The organism is Pseudomonas sp. FSL R10-1339 (assembly GCF_009600545.1).
Classification (GTDB): Bacteria; Pseudomonadota; Gammaproteobacteria; order Pseudomonadales; family Pseudomonadaceae; genus Aquipseudomonas; species Aquipseudomonas bubulae.
The window spans coordinates 1-20,750 of record NZ_WIVQ01000076.1; the positions used below are offsets into that span (position 1 = coordinate 1).

The 20,750-nt window shown below is 56.3% G+C and carries 24 protein-coding genes and 1 pseudogene; 13 read left to right on the forward strand and 12 right to left on the reverse strand.

Features of this window, described 5'->3' with window-relative positions:
• Positions 1-207 precede the first annotated feature (207 nt).
• Complete coding sequence (locus GHO03_RS18320; protein ID WP_153400294.1) at positions 208-723, reverse strand: AAA family ATPase; 516 nt, start codon at positions 721-723, stop codon at positions 208-210.
• A gap of 177 nt (positions 724-900) precedes the next feature.
• Here GHO03_RS18320 and GHO03_RS18325 point away from each other — a divergent pair, with 177 nt between their 5' ends.
• The 10 genes from GHO03_RS18325 to GHO03_RS18365 all read left to right on the forward strand — a co-directional run bounded on the left by GHO03_RS18325 (position 901) and on the right by GHO03_RS18365 (position 5,903).
• Positions 901-1,080 carry a hypothetical protein gene (locus GHO03_RS18325; protein WP_153400295.1) on the forward strand — a complete coding sequence of 60 codons (180 nt, stop codon included), beginning with the start codon at positions 901-903 and terminating at the stop codon, positions 1,078-1,080.
• Positions 1,077-1,670, forward strand: coding sequence for a hypothetical protein (locus GHO03_RS18330; RefSeq protein WP_153400296.1), 594 nt, complete (start codon positions 1,077-1,079; stop codon positions 1,668-1,670). The genes GHO03_RS18325 and GHO03_RS18330 overlap by 4 nt, the downstream gene beginning before the upstream one ends.
• An 8-nt stretch (positions 1,671-1,678) precedes the next feature.
• On the forward strand, positions 1,679-1,963 hold the full coding sequence (locus tag GHO03_RS18335) for a phage antirepressor KilAC domain-containing protein (RefSeq protein WP_153400297.1): 285 nt from the start codon (positions 1,679-1,681) through the stop codon (positions 1,961-1,963).
• A 25-nt stretch (positions 1,964-1,988) separates the two neighbouring features.
• Positions 1,989-2,129: a hypothetical protein gene (locus GHO03_RS25155; RefSeq protein WP_178110333.1), complete on the forward strand. Its 141-nt coding sequence runs from the start codon at positions 1,989-1,991 to the stop codon at positions 2,127-2,129.
• Positions 2,122-2,448 carry a pyocin activator PrtN family protein gene (locus GHO03_RS18340; RefSeq protein ID WP_095038152.1) on the forward strand — a complete coding sequence of 109 codons (327 nt, stop codon included), beginning with the start codon at positions 2,122-2,124 and terminating at the stop codon, positions 2,446-2,448. Before GHO03_RS25155 ends, GHO03_RS18340 begins: the two co-directional genes overlap by 8 nt.
• Positions 2,449-2,489: 41 nt before the next feature.
• Positions 2,490-2,627, forward strand: a complete 138-nt coding sequence (locus GHO03_RS18345) for a hypothetical protein (protein WP_153400298.1) — start codon at positions 2,490-2,492, stop codon at positions 2,625-2,627.
• The gene (locus tag GHO03_RS18350) at positions 2,624-2,896 is read left to right on the forward strand and encodes a hypothetical protein (protein ID WP_153400299.1); all 273 of its coding nucleotides are present in this window, start codon (positions 2,624-2,626) and stop codon (positions 2,894-2,896) included. The genes GHO03_RS18345 and GHO03_RS18350 overlap by 4 nt, the downstream gene beginning before the upstream one ends.
• Positions 2,889-3,101 carry a hypothetical protein gene (locus GHO03_RS18355; RefSeq protein ID WP_060693524.1) on the forward strand — a complete coding sequence of 71 codons (213 nt, stop codon included), beginning with the start codon at positions 2,889-2,891 and terminating at the stop codon, positions 3,099-3,101. The genes GHO03_RS18350 and GHO03_RS18355 overlap by 8 nt, the downstream gene beginning before the upstream one ends.
• Complete coding sequence (locus GHO03_RS18360; RefSeq protein WP_153400300.1) at positions 3,101-4,213, forward strand: phage integrase Arm DNA-binding domain-containing protein; 1,113 nt, start codon at positions 3,101-3,103, stop codon at positions 4,211-4,213. Before GHO03_RS18355 ends, GHO03_RS18360 begins: the two co-directional genes overlap by 1 nt.
• Positions 4,214-4,517: 304 nt before the next feature.
• Complete coding sequence (locus tag GHO03_RS18365; protein ID WP_153400301.1) at positions 4,518-5,903, forward strand: site-specific integrase; 1,386 nt, start codon at positions 4,518-4,520, stop codon at positions 5,901-5,903.
• Positions 5,904-6,061: 158 nt separating this feature from the next.
• Here the strand turns inward: GHO03_RS18365 and GHO03_RS18370 are convergent, their stop codons facing one another.
• The 8 genes from GHO03_RS18370 to GHO03_RS18405 form a co-directional block, all read right to left on the reverse strand.
• Positions 6,062-7,180, reverse strand: a complete 1,119-nt coding sequence (locus GHO03_RS18370; protein ID WP_153400302.1) for a GTPase — start codon at positions 7,178-7,180, stop codon at positions 6,062-6,064.
• A gap of 34 nt (positions 7,181-7,214) precedes the next feature.
• Entirely contained in the window at positions 7,215-7,484 is a 270-nt protein-coding gene (locus GHO03_RS18375) for a YkgJ family cysteine cluster protein (RefSeq protein ID WP_153400303.1), read from the reverse strand.
• Positions 7,477-9,120, reverse strand: coding sequence for a GTPase (locus tag GHO03_RS18380; protein WP_228394615.1), 1,644 nt, complete (start codon positions 9,118-9,120; stop codon positions 7,477-7,479). Before GHO03_RS18380 ends, GHO03_RS18375 begins: the two co-directional genes overlap by 8 nt.
• Entirely contained in the window at positions 9,117-10,880 is a 1,764-nt protein-coding gene (locus GHO03_RS18385; RefSeq protein WP_153400304.1) for a dynamin family protein, read from the reverse strand. Before GHO03_RS18385 ends, GHO03_RS18380 begins: the two co-directional genes overlap by 4 nt.
• The gene (locus tag GHO03_RS18390; protein WP_153400305.1) at positions 10,877-11,431 is read right to left on the reverse strand and encodes a hypothetical protein; all 555 of its coding nucleotides are present in this window, start codon (positions 11,429-11,431) and stop codon (positions 10,877-10,879) included. The genes GHO03_RS18385 and GHO03_RS18390 overlap by 4 nt, the downstream gene beginning before the upstream one ends.
• 16 nt (positions 11,432-11,447) lie before the next feature.
• Positions 11,448-12,317, reverse strand: coding sequence for a GTPase (locus tag GHO03_RS18395; protein ID WP_153400306.1), 870 nt, complete (start codon positions 12,315-12,317; stop codon positions 11,448-11,450).
• Between the two features lie 135 nt (positions 12,318-12,452).
• Positions 12,453-12,653, reverse strand: coding sequence for a hypothetical protein (locus GHO03_RS18400; RefSeq protein ID WP_153400307.1), 201 nt, complete (start codon positions 12,651-12,653; stop codon positions 12,453-12,455).
• A gap of 32 nt (positions 12,654-12,685) precedes the next feature.
• Positions 12,686-12,943 (reverse strand): hypothetical protein, encoded by a 258-nt coding sequence (locus tag GHO03_RS18405; protein WP_153400308.1) that lies wholly within the window; start codon positions 12,941-12,943, stop codon positions 12,686-12,688.
• A gap of 119 nt (positions 12,944-13,062) precedes the next feature.
• Here GHO03_RS18405 and GHO03_RS18410 point away from each other — a divergent pair, with 119 nt between their 5' ends.
• Positions 13,063-13,938: a WYL domain-containing protein gene (locus tag GHO03_RS18410; protein ID WP_153400309.1), complete on the forward strand. Its 876-nt coding sequence runs from the start codon at positions 13,063-13,065 to the stop codon at positions 13,936-13,938.
• Here GHO03_RS18410 and GHO03_RS18415 read toward each other — a convergent pair.
• The 3 genes from GHO03_RS18415 to GHO03_RS18425 all read right to left on the reverse strand — a co-directional run bounded on the left by GHO03_RS18415 (position 13,925) and on the right by GHO03_RS18425 (position 19,436).
• Positions 13,925-14,509, reverse strand: coding sequence for an ankyrin repeat domain-containing protein (locus GHO03_RS18415; protein WP_153400310.1), 585 nt, complete (start codon positions 14,507-14,509; stop codon positions 13,925-13,927). The genes GHO03_RS18410 and GHO03_RS18415 overlap by 14 nt on opposite strands.
• Positions 14,502-17,891, reverse strand: a complete 3,390-nt coding sequence (locus GHO03_RS18420; RefSeq protein WP_153400311.1) for a TM0106 family RecB-like putative nuclease — start codon at positions 17,889-17,891, stop codon at positions 14,502-14,504. Before GHO03_RS18420 ends, GHO03_RS18415 begins: the two co-directional genes overlap by 8 nt.
• A 63-nt stretch (positions 17,892-17,954) precedes the next feature.
• Positions 17,955-19,436, reverse strand: coding sequence for a hypothetical protein (locus GHO03_RS18425; RefSeq protein ID WP_153400312.1), 1,482 nt, complete (start codon positions 19,434-19,436; stop codon positions 17,955-17,957).
• Positions 19,437-19,653: 217 nt separating this feature from the next.
• Between GHO03_RS18425 and GHO03_RS18430 the strand changes: the two genes are divergently transcribed.
• Together GHO03_RS18430 and GHO03_RS25380 are read left to right on the forward strand one after the other, a co-directional pair.
• On the forward strand, positions 19,654-20,301 hold the full coding sequence (locus GHO03_RS18430; protein ID WP_153400313.1) for a HEPN domain-containing protein: 648 nt from the start codon (positions 19,654-19,656) through the stop codon (positions 20,299-20,301).
• Positions 20,302-20,554: 253 nt separating this feature from the next.
• A pseudogene (locus GHO03_RS25380) lies at positions 20,555-20,750 on the forward strand (hypothetical protein); the annotation flags it as partial.

Genomic DNA, 20,750 nt, shown 5'->3' on the forward strand with positions numbered 1-20,750 from the left:
GCGGTCAATAGCGCCAAATTCAGCGGGATTTTCAACTTACTGCGCGGTTGCGGCAAGTTGATCGGAGCTTCCCTAGGTCCCTTCCGATCTCTACAAATTTAAACTCACTACCTTCAGGGCCTATTGATTCAAGCGCAGACATGAAACTTTCAAAATTTTGCTTCTCAATAGACGCCCATGTTTTATCCATGATGAAATATCTATTAATCAACCATTGCTTACTATCACCAGACCAATCCCCATGCAAGGACTTGATTCCGTTAGATTTATATATTTTGCAGCTTCTTCAACTGGTAGCTCACGAGACATCCCATCAATTACTTTATACTTTATACTTCTACTTGCGCCTATAAACAGCGGACTTAAATAGTCAACTCCCTTATCATACGAGCGCATAACAGTGCGGTTTACCTCGCTAGGCGGGGGAGTACTACTAGTTTTAAATTTACCTTTCCTATAACCACCCCCAACTGAATTTTTACCAAGACCCACCCTGATTTTTTTTGGGCCATCTTGCATATCAACCCAAAATTCTGACTCTTCGCTAACACTTGAGTATGTTACCCCAGAAACATCAAAACAATGAGCCAAACAAACTAAAACTGATGTTTTACCACAACCATTAGGCCCCGCTAAAACGTTGAATCTCGCATTAAATTTCACATCAAGAACTTCAAATTTTCTTACATTTTCAACATGAAGTCTTTCTATATATCTAGTCATATTTCTAAAATCCCATCAATGTTCGATATGCTTTACCTTCGTCATATTGATTTATCTAGAGGCAAAAAGCCATTAGCCACAGATCTTCATACGCTGAGAGATAAAACCAAAATTGACATTTAGCAACTGATGGTTGATATTTGTGCCCACTCTCCCACCACAGAGCGAGGCAACACCATGCACGACACTGCAACCCTGCACATCCACCCAGCGTGCGCCAGTAACCGTCGACTGATCGAGCAGCTGCAAGCCACCACCGGCTGCTTGGTCATCCTCCACAACCGCAAGCCCCGACTGGTCCCGCACAGCAACCGCCCTGCCCCGTTCGATCCGAACAACGGAGGGCATGCAGCATGAACCGGTTTGCTTTGACTGATAAAACCCTTCGCCTGCTGGCTGCGCAGGTCAATTTGAACGGCACGTTTAACCACTCGTGCAGTTTCAAAAATACCAACCTGCCGTTGATTTTCGTGCTGCAGGTTGAACGCAGCCCCACCAACACGCTTTTCACCATTGTTACCGGCGACGAGAAGCACAGCCTCAAGCTGAACGATGCCGACAAAGACAAGCACCTGGTGCTCGCTGACTTTATTGAGTCCATCGCCAATGGCCGCATGGATACTGCCGAGCCGGCAACACCGCGCGTGCGTGCTGAATCTGTCGACCGCGGCCAGCTACTGGATGCCCATCAACAAGAGCAGTTGCACCATCTGGTACGCCAAGGCGGCTCGTTGAAGCTCGATATCGGTCTGGATGAGGCTGTCAGCCTGGCAGTGCATCGCACGCAAAGCCGTAAAGGCATCACGGCGATTCTGGTAGCCGGCGACAGTTGCCCGCGCACTCAGTGCTTCACAGCCTATGGCAACGATCAACACAGCTTTGACCGGCTGCTGCAGTCGCTCGATCACTTGGCTGCGTCGGCCACTCCTGCCGCACTTGCAGCTTAGGGGGTGTTATGGAACGCACCCTCGCCAAAGCCGCCATGCGCCTGGGTACGACCCGGCCAAAAGTGATCAAGTTGATGCGTGAAAAAGGTCTGCTCAATGAGCGCAACTTGCCCGCCTACCCGGTTCGGGATCGTGAGTATTTGCGGGTCAAGGACAGCAACTGGTTCCACGCTGAACTCGGTATGCAATACAGCCAATCAACCCGGGTACGTCAGCCCGGTATCGCTTGGCTGGCCGAGCAGTTAGGCCTGGCTCTTCCAGCAATTCCGGCTGATCACCGTGACGTGGCCTAGGGAATACGCTCGGCAGATCGTGGCCATGCCGACACGCGAGGAGCGCAATGCTGCGCTCCTTGAAGTGCCGGAACATTTGCGCGAGCTGACCAAGCGTCACTGCCTGAATGCATGGAACCACCCAGCACGTCACCCACCCAAAGCGAGTACGCCAGACCATGAGTAATGCCAACCAAAGCCCGCTGCGGCTATTGCCTGCACCGGATGCGGCCACCGTAGAGCTGCTGTATCGCAACTTCGGTGACGTACTTATCCCCCTCGACAAGCTGCGCGTGCAGTACTTCCGCCACCTCAACGAGCAGTCGTTTGCAGCAGAGATCATCAGCGGCCGGATTCAATTACCCGTAACCACCCTCGACAGCAGCCGCAAGGCTCCTAAGTTCGCTCATATCCGGCACGTTGCCGCGCTGATCGATATCCGCGCATACAAGGCGGACGAAGAGCTGGCCAGGTCACAAACCGATACCCCGAACCAAGACGATTAGCCAGACGCTGCCACCACCAGCGCTGAACAGGAGCACACCACATGACCCCTACCCAGATCTGTGCGCTGATCTTTTTGATATTGAACGTGGCCTTGCTGTATTGGCTCGGCTACCGCAACGGCCTGGCCGATGGCCGCAAGTATCAACCCGAACCCCGCACCCGGAGAAAAGCGGCATGACGCACTCACTGACCAACCGCTTGCCCCTGCCCGCTTTGCTCCGCAACGCCAACGGGATCGACACGCCTGTAAAAAACAGTCTCTGCTGCGCAGCAGCAGGCATTACCAAAGCTTTTCGCGCCACTGCGGGGGTGCTTATACCCCACGTAAAGCTGCGCGAGGCAGCCCACCCTGATGCCTCGCTAAACGCTCAAAATCGCCCGCTCGCGCAGCCTGTGGTGGGGTATACGCACCCAGGTACCGCTATTAAAGGGGATGACCATGCGTAAAGAGCTAATCAAAATTAGCGAATACCAACGCCGCCGCTGGGGTGAGAACGGGACACCGCTCTGCTCACAAGCCATCCGCAATTACATCCGCAACGGTAAGCTGCCGGGCGAGCAGATAGGCTCGCTCTGGTATGTGGACTGGAACGCACTGAACATAGCTGACGGCAACGATCTGGTCGCTATGGTGCTGAGAGGGGTTGCCTGATGGCGCCTCGGCCACGCAACAGTGCGAACAAGCACCTGCCGCAGAACCTGTACTTTGATCCACGGCGCTCGACCTACCGCTACCGTCGCCCCAGCGACGGTAAGTGGTTTCAATTCGGTACCGATCGGATCAGGGCCATTGATGCCGCAAAACAGCTCAACCTGGCCTTTATGCAAGGCGCCGATCTCTTCCGTTCCGTCATGGGTAATCCGTCGGGCTCCTTTGCTGGCTTTCTGGATAAATACGAAGCCGAGATCTTGCCTCCCCGCGAGCTGGCCAAGGGTACGCTCGGCCTGTACGCCGTTCACTTCAGACGCTTTCGAAAGTATTTCGAGGGCAAAGCCGTCGATCAAATAACCATACGCATGGTTGCCGAGTTGCTGGACACACTGACCCCAAGAAGTGCCAATCAAAGCCGCGCACTGCTGGTGGATATTTTCAATCATGCTGCGTCCAAAGGCTTATGCCCGGATAACCCTGCATCGAGCACCATCAACCGTATCGAGAAGAAGCAACGTAAACGCCATACCGTGGAAGGCCTGAAGGCGATCAGGGAGGTGGCCCCACCCTGGCTGCGCAACGCCATCGACTTGGCACTGATCACTGCTCAGCGGCGCTCAGACATTCTGGACATGCGCTTTGATGGCGTCCGGGATGGGTTTCTGTACCTGGTACAAAAGAAGACAGCCAAGGCCAGTGATACGGCGTGGATTCGCTTCAAGGTGACTGACGAACTGCAGACCGTCATTACCCGCTGCCAGGACAATATCGCTTCCCCCTTCCTGATTCATCGCAAGCCACAACGACTGCTACAGAAACAGGCCCAGACAAAAGAGCACTGGACGAAGATTGAAGATCGCTACCTGACTCAAGCCTTCAAAGATGCTCGGGACTTGGCGGGTTGTTACGCAGACTGGAAAGAAGAGGAAATGCCGGGCTTTCACGAAGTGCGCGCGCTGTCGCTGCACCTGTACAAAAAAGCCGGAAAAGATGGCCAGGCCATTGCAGGCCATGCCAGCGAGACCATGACCAAAAACTACCAGAAAGACCACGCCGATGTGATCTGGTCGGATGCAATTCCAGACCTGAATATCAGTGAAATCACCGGATAGTTTTGCGCGCATTTTGCGCCAGTTTTGCGCAGGCCAGAAACGAGAAAGGGGACCAAGCACCTAAGTACTTGATCCCCTTACAGAATATGGTCGGGACGGAGTGATTCGAACACTCGACCCCTAGCACCCCATAAAGGTAAATTATAATCCAGCAGCGTCCTACAAGATCCAAGATCCTGTCATAACACCCTGAAAATGTTGATCTTACCTGCTACCACTGTCCATTAGCATCCGCTAACATCCCCCTAAAGCTCATCTCAATTCACTACCAATTCACTACCAATTCACTACCAAGAGCAAGCGTATGGCCAACATTACAGATAAGGCGATGAAGGCCAAGCCTGGCCAAACTCATAAATGGATGAGTGAAGTCACGATTTGGGGTCATGGATCACTTCTGGCCCGAATCACTCCATCGGGCGACCGCCTTTTCTACTTCCAATACACCAATGAGACAGGCAAGAGATACGCTCTCCCGATCGGTACCTATGGTGCCGGGGATGATTCCGCAACAATGACTCTTTCGGATGCACGACAGAGAGCAATGGAATTGGCCAGCCTTCATAAAACAGGCATCAAAAACATCCGTGAGCACCTTGAGTCCGAAGAAGCTGCACGTATCGCTGCCCGCAATGCCGAGCTAGCACGGTTAGACGCAGAGAGAGCCACTGCAGAAACCGAGCTAGCCCGCCAGGCCTCCCGCAAGAGCGTTGCCGAGCTGTTTGAACACTGGGCCAGGGTCGATTTGATCAATCGAAAAGATGGCGGTGCAGAAGTGCGTCGAATGTTTGAAAAAGACGTATTGCCTTTTCTAGGCCAATACGCTGTAGCAGACGTGAAAAAAGGCCACATCACAGAAGTGACCGACACCATGCTTGCCAGAGGCGTCAACCGCGCTGCAAAAATAGCCTTCTCCTTGATGCGCCAAATGTTCAGATTCGCAGTAGACCGTGACCTCATAGAACACGATCCCAGCGCCAGTATCCGAAAAGCAAAAATTGGCGGTAAAGACGTCGAACGCGACCGCGTATTGACTGATGATGAAATTCGTAGCCTTGCGAAGAAAGCTCCAGAGGCGGGACTTCTAATGACGACGGAAGCTGCAATCTGGATTGCACTTTCCACCTGCTGCCGCATCGGTGAGCTCCTAAATAGTCGTTGGGAGCATGTGGATCTCAAGCAGCGCACTTGGCTAATTCCTGCTGAGCACAGCAAGAATGGCAAGCCGCATACTGTTTTCCTATCAAACTTCGCTGTAAGTCAGTTCGAGCGAGTTCAGAGCATCAATAGCAGGTCGGCCTGGTGCTACCCAAATACCGATAACAGTGGTCCAGTCAACTCCAAGACCGTGACCAAACAGCTGGGTGATCGTCAACGCCAGCCTGAGCAAGGAACAATGAGCCGACGCAGTGCTAAAGCTCAAAGCCTGCTGCTTCCGGGTGGTAAATGGACTCCTCATGACCTTCGTCGCACAGGCGCAACGTTAATGACCGCACTGGGAGTGATACCTGAAGTGGCTGAGCGCTGCCTAAATCACACCGAAGACAATAAGGTGAAGCGAATCTACCAGCGCCACAGCTATACAGCCGAAATGACTGCCGCATGGAGCCTACTAAGCGAACACCTTGAGATACTCATAAAACCAAAGGCTACGGATATAAAAACACCTCAGATTTTGGCGCCATCATAGCGCCCAGTTGAAGTTTCCAAAGTCATTGGGCTAGTTAAAAACTAGTAGCCATGAGTCGCCCTTAATGAAGATAAATGCCTCCAAGACTTGTACACACAACTAGAGAAAACCCTTGTCGACCTGCCAGGGCTCTGGCAGGTCGACATAGAAGTCGCACACTACTTGAGTGAGAGTTTTCTCTTCAACTCATCACCGATCAAACTGATATTAAGTTCCTTACCCGGGTTGTTATTGCAAAAATCCGTCAACACCGAGATGTAAGCCGCGCCTAAACCTTTCGTCAGCGTAGCCGCGGTTGTCGCGGCAATGGTGCCGCCTACCGCACTGCCCACGCCTGGAATCATTTTAAGCAGACCCGTCACTACCGCTCGCCCCAGCAGGCTTGCCGCGCTCGAACCCAGTGCCGAGGCCACCAGGGTGGTCAATGCACTGGTGCTGACTTCCATGCCAAAGGTCACGCCAATCTTGGCAAGCATCCCGACTTGAATGGGTACCAACACGAACGAGTCAGAAAAAGGAATCGGTGTAGCCCCGGCCGCCGCCGCTAGGCCGCTGGCAATCAATACTTCCTTTTCAGCCTGCTCGACTTTGATTTTCATGGAAGATTGATGCCGCGAGTTCAATGCATTGGCGAATGCACGCTTTTTTGCTTCGGGGATCAGCCTCGCAGATTCATAGATCAGCTCGTCGATACCTTTGACCCCGAACTTGAAAACGTTGCCTTCGTCGTCTTCGATCTGTTGCGCCTCTGCGCGCACCCGTACTACGGCTGAAGCGCCGGGCAGCAGCTTTTTGACCTCGACGTGAAAGTCAATGTCCTTGGCGAACATGCTTTTGGTGACAACCGCCACCACTGGAATGGATTTATCGATCAACACACGACAGAGGTCGATTTCCGCCTGCTCAACGCGATCACCGCCTTCCTGGATGCAAATCCATGCCGCATGGATGTGCTTGTTTTCATCGTGATGCCCCGCACGCACCTCAAGGAAGTTCTCCAGATCCTTGAGAATGGTCGCGTAGTCCTTCAACTCCAGACCTTTGCTGTCGATGATCGTGATTGGATGGCCTTCCTTGGTGATCTCTTCAATCTGCTGCGTCACCGGGGTGCCGGAGCCGGTCTTCGCCAACTGCCCACGGAACACCGTGTTGATCAGGGTGCTTTTACCCACGCCCGTCTTGCCTGCGACGACGATATTGACCTTGCCAGAACCCCGCACGGCGTCACGAATGACGTCATCAATCGCGTCCTGTTGCCGATCAGCTACTTCCACCATTACAGCCTCCTTAAATATTCAAATGATCAACACATCACATCGTTTGCAGCTGCTTGCAGGCCGCTGCGTTTATTTCCACGAACGCATCCCACGTCATCGTCCTTTGATAATTCAGTTCGTATTGCCGATCCACGCGGCAGATATCCGGCCGGTTTGCGTAGATACGGCAGCCACCATCGGCCTCGTCCAAATGCCTGCACACCCCGTCACCCCGGTCCATCCCGGCTGTTTGCGGCAACAGGTGGACACGCTTGCAGCACTGCATGCAGCGGTTGCAGGGGAATGCCTGGCGGTGTTCAGACATAGGTGTCCAGGGTGACCTGGCACTGCACCAGCAGTTCGCGGTCTTCGCTGAGCTTGCGCTCGGTCTGGCTGAGGCTGCCGCGCAAGGCCTTAAGCTTGTCGTTGACCAGCGCAAAGTTGCTCTTGATATTGGCTTCCACCACCTCGGTCAGTGCCCGCGAGAATTCCCAGGCAATGTCGTCGCCCAGGCTCTTGATCGCCTGGTCGCGCCGCTCACGCTCCTGCTGCTCCTGACGGGCCTGTTCTTCGAGGCGTTGCTGCTCCGGGTCGCCGGCAAAAGCTGTATAAATCAATTTGCCGACCTGGTAGACGACGCCGATGGCAGGCAGCACCTTGCCTACAACCTGCTCAGCCACTTTGCCCATGGTGATCGGGCCAATACCCTTGAACAGGGTGGGCAGCCACTCCTTGCCCAACTTCATCACCGTCACCACATGCTCGGTCTTCAGCGCTCCGCCCGCCTGGCGCACACCCGCTTCCAGCAAGCTCATATCGACGGCCGAGCCTGTAGCCCCGGAGGGTTCGCCAGCTGAAGCGCCGGGGATATTCAACGCGCCCGTGGACGGCATGTCTGCGTGCTGCACGCGGACTTGGTCGAGCATCTCTTCGAGCAGTTGTGCAGCATCCAGCGCCAGGCGTTTGAGCTCGTCATCCAGCTCGCCACACACTTGTTCGTTGGCGCGCCGGATCAGCCCGTCGATCTTGGTTTGGGCGCCCTCGGCGTCCTGGTGCATCGCCATCATCGCGCCCTTGGACACCCCGGCCGCCTTGGCTTGTACCGAAGCTTTAAGCAGCGAGCGCAGATCAATCTCACGCCGTGCGATTTGCGCGTAAAACGCATCGATGCGAGCGCTGGAGGCCTGGTCGCGCTGTTGGTCCAGCAGCGCCAACGTCTCACCCAGGAAACCGCTCAAATCGGTGGCCACGCCGGCAACAATCTGACGCTGCTCTATCGAGGCAAAGAAGTGGTTGAGCTCACTTTCGAACTTCGGAAAGCCCGAGTTCTGCAGCAGATTGCCTTTGTGCTCAAGCTTGGCCTTGAGCGCCGACCGGGCGTTGACCTCTAGGATGGGAATAGCCTGCAACACTGGCGGCAACCCGCGCGCCTGGGCCATTTGCTGGAGGCGTTCGCGCAGTTGGTCCTTGATTCGCTCGGCTTCCAGCGGCTCCAGCGGGTTCTTGCGGTTGAGCACCAGGAAAATCTGTTTGTTGCGTGCGACCAACTCCAGCAGCGCCGAAAGCGTGGCTTCTTCTTCGACAACGCCCAACGGGTTGACCACAAAGATCACCACGTCGGCGCCATACAACTGCTCGCGCGTCACCTGCTCGTGGGCTTGCGGTGCGTCGATACCCGGCGTATCGAGGATCTCGAAGTCGCCCCAGCGGTAGCCCTGGATCTTGTAGGTTTCCGGCGTATCGGCAACCTGCGCCTGCTCGGCGCCGAGCAACGCATTGATCAGCGTGCTTTTGCCCGCGTTGTATACGCCGTAAACCATGATGGTCGCCGCAGCGCTGGCCTTCCGAGCCGCCACCATCTTGCGGATGGCCGGTGTAGCCGAGGGGTTGTACACGGCACACAGCTCGTCCACGTCATCGTAGAGCGACAGGACGTGGGACATTGGGGGTTGTTGAGTCATGGCTGTGGAGTCTCCACGAGGGAATCGAGTCTGTCGTTCAAGCGGGTAATCTCGGTGACGAGCACCTCGCAATAACGCTGCATGCTGGCGCGCACCGGTTCATACAGGCCCATGACGTGTTCGGCCAGCAAGGCCGGTACGGCGTTGGCGTAAGCGTCGAGGGCGGCTTGACGCTGCTCCTCCAGATTGTCACCGACCACCACTTGGTGCGTTTCATAGCGAGCCTTGGCACTGCGACCGGCAAGACTGGAAGCACTGCCAATGGACGCACCGAGGAGCGCTCCGGGTATGCCTCCCACAGCAAATCCCAACGCGGCGCCCAACAGTGTCCCACCCGCGCCCCAGGCCGTCTTGGTCCCCGATTCGGTGCCGGTTTGGTATTCCTTGGCAACAGTCACTTCGCGGTATTCAGGCAAGGCGCTTAAGCGGCTTGCGTCGAAGGCGCGGCGCAACCCGGCTTGCTGTGTCTTGTCGATTTGCTTCATCGCGTCATCAGCCCGGTCACCCAGAACACGCGTCAGATGGTCTCGCAGCTTGCCTTCAAGCTTTTCGTCGTAGCCGGCGTCGAACAGTTGATTGACGTAGCGACTCATCTGCGCGGCGCCCGCCAGACCCAGGTTGCGCACTTCCTGCTCGATGGCTTTGCCCTGCTCGCGGATCTGCTGCTCGAAGACATTGGCCAGATCCGCCACAAGGGCCAGATCCGCCGCAGTGTCCTTGATCGCGTTGCTCAAGTTTTTCATAGGCGTGGCCAGCTTGAGCTGCAGCGCATTACTGTCGCAGATGGCCTTGAGCGTCTGAAACAATTCCCCCACACCACTGGTATCCAGAGCATCCGGGCGGGTTTGCGCGAAGCGTGTCGACAGCGGCACAACACGAGTGTATTTCAGCGCTTTGTCGTCCAGCCTCTGCAACTCGTTGTTCACATAATCGACTTGTGCCTGCCGATCCTTCGCCGGCTTCATGACGACCTCACACACCGCGTTGCCGTCGTCGTCCTCATCTTCCTCGGTGGTATCACTGCCGGTCAGCAACACCATCAATGACTTCTCGTCGGCCAGCAACTCACCGATTTCGCCCATATCCGAAGCCCTGCCCGGGGCTTGGGAACTCATGGTGTAGAGGATCAGATCAGCGTGCTCGACGTACTCCCGCGCCAGGTCACCATTGGCCCGGTTGACCGAATGCAGGCCGGGCGAATCGACCCAAGTCAGGCCGGGCAAGCGAAAGCCCTGGATCGAGCTGGTCGCTTCGGTTGCGCCGACGCGAAACTGCAAATTCTGTTCGGCCTCCTTGTGCTTGTCACCGCCTTCCACCGCGGTCTGCTCAGCAGAGAAGTACACCGGTTGAACCTTCGCCTGCGCCTTCAACTGCGCCGTAGGCTCGCTATGGCCCCAGGCGACGTAGTTACCCAGTGAGCTCTTGCCGGACTTGACCTTGCCGTAGACGAATACCAGCAGGGAATCGTTGACGTTTTCGCGGAATTCCGCACCCTTGACGCGGGCGTTGACTTGTTTTTGCCACACATCGAACTGGTCCGCCAGACGCTGCGACAGACCTTGCGCCAGCTTGTGCAACGGGTTGTCGCTGCTGACAGCGCCGAGCAGCGCCTGGGTGTGCTCGAGGTTGCTGGAGATAAACTCCTGGCGCAGCAAATTAAACGTACGATCCTTGGCGTGGATATCGCTTTTCTGCTCTTCAAACTGGGCCTGGAGTCTTTCGAAAGCACCCATCAATTCGTCACGGGTCACGGCATTCATACCAACTGCTCCACGGTATTTTTCAATTTCTGCAAACGCTTGATTCGCGCCGCCGATTGCTGGAGTTGAGCCTGGGCCTGCTGCTCCGCCTGTTGGGCAGCCAGCGGCGCGGTAAGGGACTCAAGCACATTGAGTTGCAAAAGGAAGCGCTTGGATTTCACCGCAGAGAACGCCGAGTCAGCGTGCAGAATGATTTTCATCACATCGCCATACGCTGAGCCCGAATATTGCTGGTTGGCGACGGCCTGCTCCAGCTGAGTGGCCGTCTTTGCGGGGCCCATTACCCTCATAGGCTGACCCAGGGTTTGCGCGGCGCTGTTGAGCTGGGTTTTCAATTGCTCGCGGCGATCTTTTTCCAGGTTCGAGATTCGATCCTTCAAGCCTTGCTGCTCTCGCTCACGTTTGGCAGCACGTTCCTGCTTGCGGCGCTCGGCATCACCAGAGCTTGAAGAGCTGGATGAGCTCGAAGACGGGCTGTCATCAGACACAGCCTTGACAATAGCTGTCACGGCGGCCACCGCAGCGGCACCAATCAACCAGGGTAGAGGCATTGCAAGTCTCCTTGACTTAAAGGCTGTTCAACTTTTCGCGGGCGGTGCGGATCTCGGCGGTCTTGGCCGAAAAACTGCTTTGAACGCTGCTCATCAGTTCGATAAAGGCGGTGGCTGTGCGGGTGTAGGCCGCGCAGAGTGTCTGGATCTGTACTTGCTCTTGCTCGATGGCCTGGTCGAGCGCTGCGCTCAATTCCTCACGGCGTTCCACCAGGCGCTGCTGGCGAGCCGCAGCGAGTGACGGGGCCATCTCGCTCGACATTTGGTCAAGGTGCAAGGCCAGGCCAGGAATGCCGCTTTTGGCCTTCATCCCTTCTCGGCCCAACTCAACACCGCGCTGATAACGGCGGCTAGAGACTTCAAAGCACGTCGGCTGGAACCCCAGGCAACGTAGCACCTGGCCTTCAATGCGCTCACGCACCTGCGCCATCGCGTCGTTCTGATCCAAGTCCAGAAGACTGAACACCAGCACTAGCCGCTGTTCGAGCGCATCGCCATGGGCGTCACGCAGTTTGAGCAGCAGGTTGACTTGTTCCTCGTCCAGCTCCCCCGGAGGCGCGTGAACGAACAGCACGATATCGGCGATATCGAGCCCTTCCATGGCCTGCCGGCTGTCGCTCTGGTCGATGCCCAGGCCCGGTGTATCGACCAGCACGTAGTGCTCAAGCTCAAGTTGCTGGTTTTCGCGGGTGGTACGCACCGCGCCGGTGGCGAAATATTCCTGGTGTACATGCCCGCTCAGCATGTTGAGCAACGAGCTTTTGCCAGCCTTGACCAACCCCCAGGCAGCGATGCGCGGCTTGAGTGGCGCGGTCTCCGTGTGTTGCTGCTGGAGACGTTTGCACTCGGCCTCTAGCGCATCGATGTACAGCACTGCTTGATCCATAAACCTAAAACTCCTTGGGGCGCCATCGTCCAACGACAGCGCGTTGTGCGGCTGAGGTATATCAAGACATCTACAATAATGCCACATTGCCATGATCGACCGCAGCCGCGTTATTCATGCCTACCGCCGTGCGGCTTAAAGCTCCCGTCGTGCCATAAGCTCCGCTACGGTTGCCTCAAGCCAGCCCGCCGTACGCATTTTCAGGGCGGTGCTGCCGCACTTCGGGCAGGTGACGAACCAGTCGCCGGGCATCAATGCATCGCTGCGCGGTGCAATGGTTTTCTTCCAGTTGCAGTCTTCACACACAAACGTGAAGGGCCTGGGTTTTATCGGCATGAATCGGTTCTCCTATAGAGCAATGCTGCGGATTATTCCTCGACCGGGATCAGCGCCTGCAGGATTTCCAGCTTTCGCTGCAACTGCGCGACGTGCTCTCGCTCGGCTCGCAACGCCGAACGCAGTTCGCGGTTTTCCGCTTCCCAGATCTGCGCCCAGTGCAAATCCTTCTGATAATGCGCGACCATTTTCCAAAGCTCGCTCAACTTCAAACACTGCTGTACCAGTACCAGCAGGATGACGCCCATCACCACCAATGCACCCGTCGAAACCACTTCCGGCATACTCATGCTCACATCCTTTCATGTCTTCGATGTATTCCGAAGACAGATACACGATATGTAGTGATTTACGACAGGTCTAGAATGTAGACTTATACAGGTAAAGTATTCAAACACATGGAGCGGGTATGAAACGCAAGCAATCCATCGAACAAGTGCGCTGGGACCTGGCACTTCGCTATCGTTTGATCGAGACCGTCGCCTGGTGGGAAGGCCGACTGACCACGGGTCACTTGATCCAGAGCTTCGGCATCAGCCGCCAGCAAGCCTCTAAGGACATCAACACCTACATCAATGAACATGCGCCCCGAAACTTGACATATGACAAGCAACGCAAGGGCTACGTACCGAGCAAGAATTTCAAACCGCTGTTCATCGATGACAGCGCCAGTGCCTACCTGCACCTGCTTTACCAGAACAATGAACGGGCACCGCACATCGACGGGCTGGCCCTGGCTTACGCCCACACCAAGGTGCTCGAAGTCCCCGACCGGCCGATTCGGCCAGAAATCCTGCGGCCCTTGCTCGCGGCCTGTCGCGACGGTTTGCGCCTGGAGACCGAATACGTTTCGCTCAACACCCCGAACGTGGAAATCCGCCTGATTGCCCCTCACACCCTGGTGTACACAGGGATGCGCTGGCATGTGCGCGCTTACTGCGAGAAAAACCGCCAGTACCGAGATTTTGTGCTGAGCCGCCTGCGCGGTGAGCCGGACCTGCTGGACGCTTCGCACAACACACGCGAGCTGGATGATGACTGGAATACCGAAGTGCCGATCATCTTCGCCCCCGATGGCCGCTTGAACGCCGCGCAGCAGGCCATCATTGAAACCGACTTCGGCATGACGGACGGGCAACTGGTGGTCGCCAGTCGCAAGGCACTGGTGAAGTACGTATTGCGCCGCTATCAGATCGACCCGAGAAACCAGGCCACCAACCCTGAGGCCCAACAGATCGTGGTCAGCAATATCAAGGAGCTGAGGCCGTGGCTCATGCATGATTGAGGCCCATCTCCTGCCAGAGACGCAGCGCACGGAGGCAATTGTCGATCTCAGCCGTGAGTAACCGCTGCGCCAGCGCGTGATGGCAGTTGAGCAGGGCAATATTGCGCACGGTATTGCCCTGGTGGTTCTTCGCGCTCAGATCAAGGCCGAACGTCACATAGCGGTCGATGAAGTATCGGGCGGCCTTCAAGTGGCCGTTGACCAGCAGCCAATGCAGCGGCGTGTTCCCCAACCCATCACGGTCATTGAGGCTCGCGCCCAGCCGGTAACGGGCTTGCAGGGTTTTAACATTGCCGTATCGCGCAGGCAGGTGGATGTACTTGTCGTGGGGCATAAAGCTACCCCGGCCGGCCCAGGCTCGAAGCTGCGGGTTGCCCTGGGCACCGAGTGACTCCAGCGTGTCGATCAGGCCGCTGCGGTTCAGCCGGTAGGCCATGTCCAGCGGTGTGTCGCCTGCCAGGTCGCGCTGATTCAACCCCTGCGGGTCGAGTGGCTGTACATCATCGAGCAACACACAGAGGTGCCAGTCGCTGAGGCCAAGCTCAGCCCTATCATCGATGCGATCAAGCATAGCGATCGACTGCGCCGTATCTGACCGCCATGCACAGGCCGTTGACCAGGCTCATCTCATGTGGCGTCATGCAGCGCACGGCGGTCAGGTCCGGGCTGGCGACGATGCATGCCAGGGATTTGGCGCGACTGACGGCCACGTTCAAGCGGTTTTTCGAGTATAGAAAACCGATGTCGCGCGGCAGGTAATTTTCGTTGGAAGTCGCCATCGACACGATGACAATCTCCGCTTCCTGCCCCTGGAATTTATCCACCGTACCCACGCGAGCGCCTGCGGGCAGAACTTGTTTGAGCACTTGCACCTGCAAGTTATAGGGCGCCACCACCAGGATGTTGTCGACACCGATCGCATGTTCCTCACCGTCGCTATCGATAAACCGCTGCTGCGAAAAATATGCATAAAGCGCCTGAACTTGCGCCGCCTCTTCGTCCGAACTCTGGCTGTTGCCATCGTGCTCCACAGGGCAAAACATCAGCCCGCTGCCTGGAATATGCGGGCACTGACCATCCAGCAGCAACACCCGTCGCTCGGTGCCGGGGGCCGAAGACAGCTGCCCTTCGTACACCGCCTGTGAAATAAACGAACAGACGTGCGGGTGCATTCGCCAGGTTTGCGCCAGGAACACCCCGCGATCCGCCGCGATAGTGGGCGTGCCATCCAGCAGGTAGTCGAGGATGGAATCCCCGGAGCGGCCCGGATGCACACCTTGCACCGGCTGCGACAATTGCATCTGGTCGCCCATCAGAACGATGTTTCGCGCAGCCAAGCCCATCGTGACCAGATTCGCCACACTCACCTGACCAGCCTCGTCGATGAAGAGGTAGTCCAGTTGCTCAGTGAAGACGGGGTCGGAAAATAGCCAGGCAGTGCCGGCCGTCAAGTTGATGTTCGGCCCCCAAGCATCGAGGAACTCCTTTTTTTCCTCGATGGAACGGATGCAGCGGCCGTTGAACTCCGTGCCTTCGCCCTCCGAGGACTTTTTCAATCCCGTGAAAGTGAATCCCTCTTCTTGCGCACGAGATTCAACCGCCGCCAGCAGGTTATTGATGGCGTGGTGCGAATTGGAAGTTACGCCGATGCGCTTGCCCGCCTTGAGCAAATCAACGATGACGTGCGAGCCAGTGTAGGTCTTGCCTGCACCTGGCGGCCCCTGAATAAACAGCACGCTGCTCTCAAGATTGCGTACCACCTCCTTGATGGCATCAATCGTCGGCAGACCTGGATCAAGCAGTGGCGCACCAGGCTCGACGTCTTTCACCCGTGGAGCGCGTCGATGCAGGAAGTCCGCAACCGCCTGGAAGCGTTGTTCACCAGCCAAGAGGCTGTCGGCATAACGGAACAACGCCTTGCGCAGCGAAGTAGACGGGATCGGCCTCCCGGGAATCATATCGAAGTAATCAGGCGGTGCATTTCTCTCGGTAGCCTTGAATGTCGCCAGACACTTGTCATTATCCAGGTGGAACAGCTGTACGCTGCCCAGGGACTCGGTGATGACCCCCTGAGACCCCGTACGCATTTTGGTTTCTTGAGGGTCGAAACTGTACTCATACAAAAACGATTTCTTGTTCGGTTTAGGCGGTGTGTTTGTGCGCCGCAAACCGGCCAGGCTCTCGATATCCTCCAGCAGCTCCTCGGTTGTCATGTCCTGCCGACTGAACAGCTGCCACCACGTTGGCTTCTCTGCACGGCGGTGGAAGTCGAGTAGCTGGAAAGTGAGCAACGTGACCTGATCCTCGTCACTCATGGCCTCTTCGTCGGCTCGCAGACCACCCAGCAGACGAACGCGATAATTCTCCAGAAGATTCTCGATCTCCTTTTGCTCCACGACTGACTTCTCGCTTTCGGCTTCAGTCCCGAGAAAAGCGCCTGCATTTGACGGCTTGATTTCCAGCAGCCAGTTGCGCAAAAGGTAAGTGGACAGTACGTCGTCTTCGTTATAACGCTCGATTTGCTCAAGCAGTGCCGACTCGCCGGTCTCTTTCCATCGCTCATAAAACACGATGCTCGCGCCAGCATTGGTCACGTCGCCGTCGCGCCGCCCCATGTAAAAATGCTCGATATTCTTGATCGAGTAGCTGGGCTCGGACACCCGGATAGCTTCGCGCACGACCTTGTACAAATCGATCAGCTTGCCGTTGCGCAGCAACCAGTCCACTTGCGCTTCGCGCGTCCCGTGTTGGCTCATCAGTCGCTTGATAGCTGTTTCTTCGTAACTGGCGTAGTGGTAAATATGCGCGTCGGGGTAACGCTTGAGATGGCCGATGACCCAGTCGATAAACTGCTCGAAGGCGATCTTTTCTTCATCCCGGGTATGCGCCCAAAAGGGTTTGAATATTTGCTGCCCACCCTCATCGATGTAAAGACCGAAGAGGTATTCCAGGCCACCCTCTTCCAGCGGATTGCCCTCCATATCGAAGAACAGGTCGCCCTCGACCGCCTTGGGCATCCGATAAAATCCACGTCGCTCACCCGACACGGGAAGCAGCTCGAATAGCGGGACATCACTGGAACGCCCCTGGAACTGCAAACGCGCCTGATGCCGCAACTTGCTCAATGACTCTGTCTGCAGTTTTGGAATGCGCAGGTCGTGAGTACTGTCCGCCAGCTGGTGCAATGTGGTCACGCCGGCACTCTGTAACTTCTGGATTTGCGAACGGCTGATACCAGCTACCGCAGAGAGATGATCGTCCTGCAGTCGTTGTTCGTCGCAGCGATCACGCCAGGCGCAGAACCCACAATGCCCGCACGGCTCCGGGTAGGTAACGGGTTGCTCGGCACTATTCACGAACGCTTCGAAACGCTGTAGCACATGCTCCAGATAATCGGCGTAGTCGGCGACCCGAAATGCCTGCTCGGTACGAGCAGCATCACCGAGTACGATGTACATGAACTGTGGCTGTACGCCCTGGATCGAGATCAGCATTCGTGAATAAAGCGCAACCTGTACAAGGAATTTGGCCTTGGCCGTTTTTGCCAGCTTGGTGTCGATCACTTCATAGCTGTGGTCGCCCAGCGCCGACGCCCGAGGCACTTTACGCAGGAAGTCGGCATGACCAATAAAGGCCCCTTCCTGAAGCGACGCCTGGAAGATGATATCGGCGCCGGCCTTCATGGCCTGAATGGTAAGTTCCACCCGACGCGCGAAACTCGGATTGCCCTCGGCAATGTCGACTACGTTGGCATTTTCGCTTTTGAGCCGCTCGAAAAAGGCCGCCTCGTGGGCCAATCCTTTGTCCTGTATCAATCGGTTCTGATCGCTTGCTGCCGCTTTTTCCATAGGCGTGACAAGGTTCTGAAGGTCTAGCGCCGTCAAGTGCTGGCACTCAAGAAAACCGCAGATGTCTGAGGCGGAGTACAACTGAATTCCGTTTCGGGTTTGCATGGTCGCTTCCAGTCCGGTGAAGCGTCCAGAAACGCTTCATGCTGATTGAATGTCGTGTGTGAGTCAGGCGTCGAGCGAGCAGTCGCGGAAAAACTGCTCGAACAAGGTCGTCGGCAAATGTTTTGCATCGAGCAGACCGAAGTGCTTGCCCACGTTGCGCCCCAACGCCATCAGCGTCTTGGAAGAGTTCTCGGTACCCGCATATCCGGCGCTCAAGAGGTAGTCGATGCGTTCTTTCTCGGTCGTCGCCCGCAGATACGCATTGCCCGTGATCAATACATCTACCAAACAGACACTTGCCCGTTCATCACCCAGGGTGAACGGCTCCAAAGTCTCGGTGGCCAATGCCGCGCACAATCCGTCCTTGCCACCGTCGACGATGCGTTCGAGCTCTTCGAGCGGCCGGCCGAACAGGTCGAACTCATCAATGGAAAACGCGAAACAATAGCCCTGCGCTGTGGCACGCGTGAGCGGGTTCTCGTTACGCGGGTTAGTCAACAGCCATGCAACGAAGGACGCTTTATTGTCGAGCGAACCACTGTGGCGGAAGGCCAGATAATCCTTCAGGACCTGACTGAAGGGGTGCCCGGTAGGCACCCAGCCAGTGCCATCTCGTTCACTTTTCTGCGCAAACATTACTGGCCCTGCTGCCTTCGGGTCAGACGCCAGCATCACACCAAAACACCGCAGGTCATAGCCGAGCATAAACAGGCTGGCCTCGAAGGCGTGGCACCGCGCGGGCAGAGCCCCTTGTTCAGCAAACCAGCCGGTACGCTCAAGCAGGGCTCGGATAATCCACCCCAACCGCACCTGCCAACGTGCCCATTCGGCATAATCGATCGCCGAAAATTGCGGCGCCGCCAAACTGTTCAAGAACGCTTCCGGGTTGCGGATCTGGCTGCCGCGAGCGCCTCCGGACGGGAAAGCCAGCAGAGGTTTGCCGCTCCCCGTCCATTGCTGGCGAAACAGCAAATACAGCATGCCTATCGCTGCGCCGACGCGACTGTCATAGATGGGTGACCCCGACGCATCAAGCAAGGCATGAATCTTGGTTAGGCCAGCATCGAAACGCTCGACACTGATCGCGTCGAGATCATTCAGATCATTGTCGCCATCGAGCGACATGAGCCCAGCCATATTTTGCAGGTAGCTCGACAGCTCGCCCTTTGCGGCCAGACGGTGTAAAAATGGAATGGCTCCCCGGACACCACCCCAACGAAGAATCTGCAAGCACGCCTGAAGCGCTTGTTGTTCATCCCCCAGGTTGACCGCGCTCGTCAGCCACTCGCGAAGTTGCCCGAGAGAGCGTTGAGTTTCAGCCCAGGTTTGTGAATCCACCGAGCTTTGGTTGGTATCTTGCCAGCTTGCCTTCCAGCGATAGTGCTCAAGCACCTGCTCGAAACCTCGGACATCCGCCTTTAAACCGCCCGGCACGTATTTGCTGGATTTGAAACGAAGCTCGAACGTGAGCGTCGGCAAGTTCGCCGCCAGCCATACAACGAAAGACTCAACTTCAGGTTGTGCCAGGAACTGTTCGCGCTTCATGCAGACTGCCTTGCAGGTAATATCGAATGGCCATACCCTAAGCAAAAGAACAGGCCACGTCCACGTTGTCTGTCCATACAGGTAAACAAACGGAGCAGGTTCTGAAGCTTCGGATAGACGCTTCTCTACCAACATCAGCGTTTAGCACAAAGTACGTAAAGTTTTCAGACACTCCTTTACCTTCGCGCGCGCCCCATGACATCAAGGATCGGCACCCATGGACCATCAAGCACTCAAGTCCCGTCATCGCCTGGAACGTGAAAATCATCATCCCAATCTCACCTTGCGTGTTCATCGGGCGTTGAGCTGGCTCAGTCGTGCCGAGCAAGCTGACGATGTCGATGGGCGTTTTATCTTCCTGTGGATCGCCTTCAACTCGGCCTACGCCACCGATATTGACGAGCAGTACCGCCTTTCCGAGCAATCCACGTTCAAGGCGTTCCTGGACAAACTCTGTGCACTCGACACTGCCAACCTGATCGAGAACCTGGTCTGGTCTGAGTTCTCTGGCAGTATTCGCACGTTGCTAGACAACCCATTCGTATTCCAAAGCTTCTGGGATAACCAGAACGGCAAGAGCGGCGAGCAACAGTGGACCGAGCGCTTTGCCAGCGGTCGGCGAGCAGCGCAGCAAGCGTTGGCCAACCGCAATACCCCAGCAGTGCTCGGCGTTCTATTCAATCGAATTTATACATTGCGCAATCAGGTAATGCATGGGGGCGCAACCTGGAACAGCAGTGTGAACCGAGATCAACTGCGCGACTGCTCGAACCTTCTCGGCAAGCTGGTGCCGGTGATTATTTTGCTGATGCTGGATAACCCAGAAACGCTATGGGGTGATGCTTGTTATCCGGTTGTTGCTTAGCCCCCCTTTCCAATCCCGCGATGACAAACCAAGTGATTCCACTTGCTGCTTACACTGAGTTGAAGACGTTCACGCGCGTTTGAATATGCGCGAATACTTTACCTGTAGGAAGTCAAAGCAGCGAGAGCCCACCATTTGCCGCCCACTGCTGCATCCCCGACACGCCTCAGAGCATGTACTACACCAATTTCGATTCAAAAAAATCTCAGCCACACATTACTGCAATGACATCACCCCCAAGGAGATTCATCCCATGTCATTGCAGTGCCTTCGCTGTCACTCCCCCAAAGTCGCTTCTTTCCATCACGCCATGAAAGTCGGTGCGGCCATCGGCACCTTGGGCGGTGCTGCGCGGGGCGTCAGCGCAGCCCTAGCATGTGGTCAGGCGGGGGCGCTCATCGGCGCTATCGCCGGGCCTGTCGGCGTCACCCTCGGATCAGTGTCGGGCG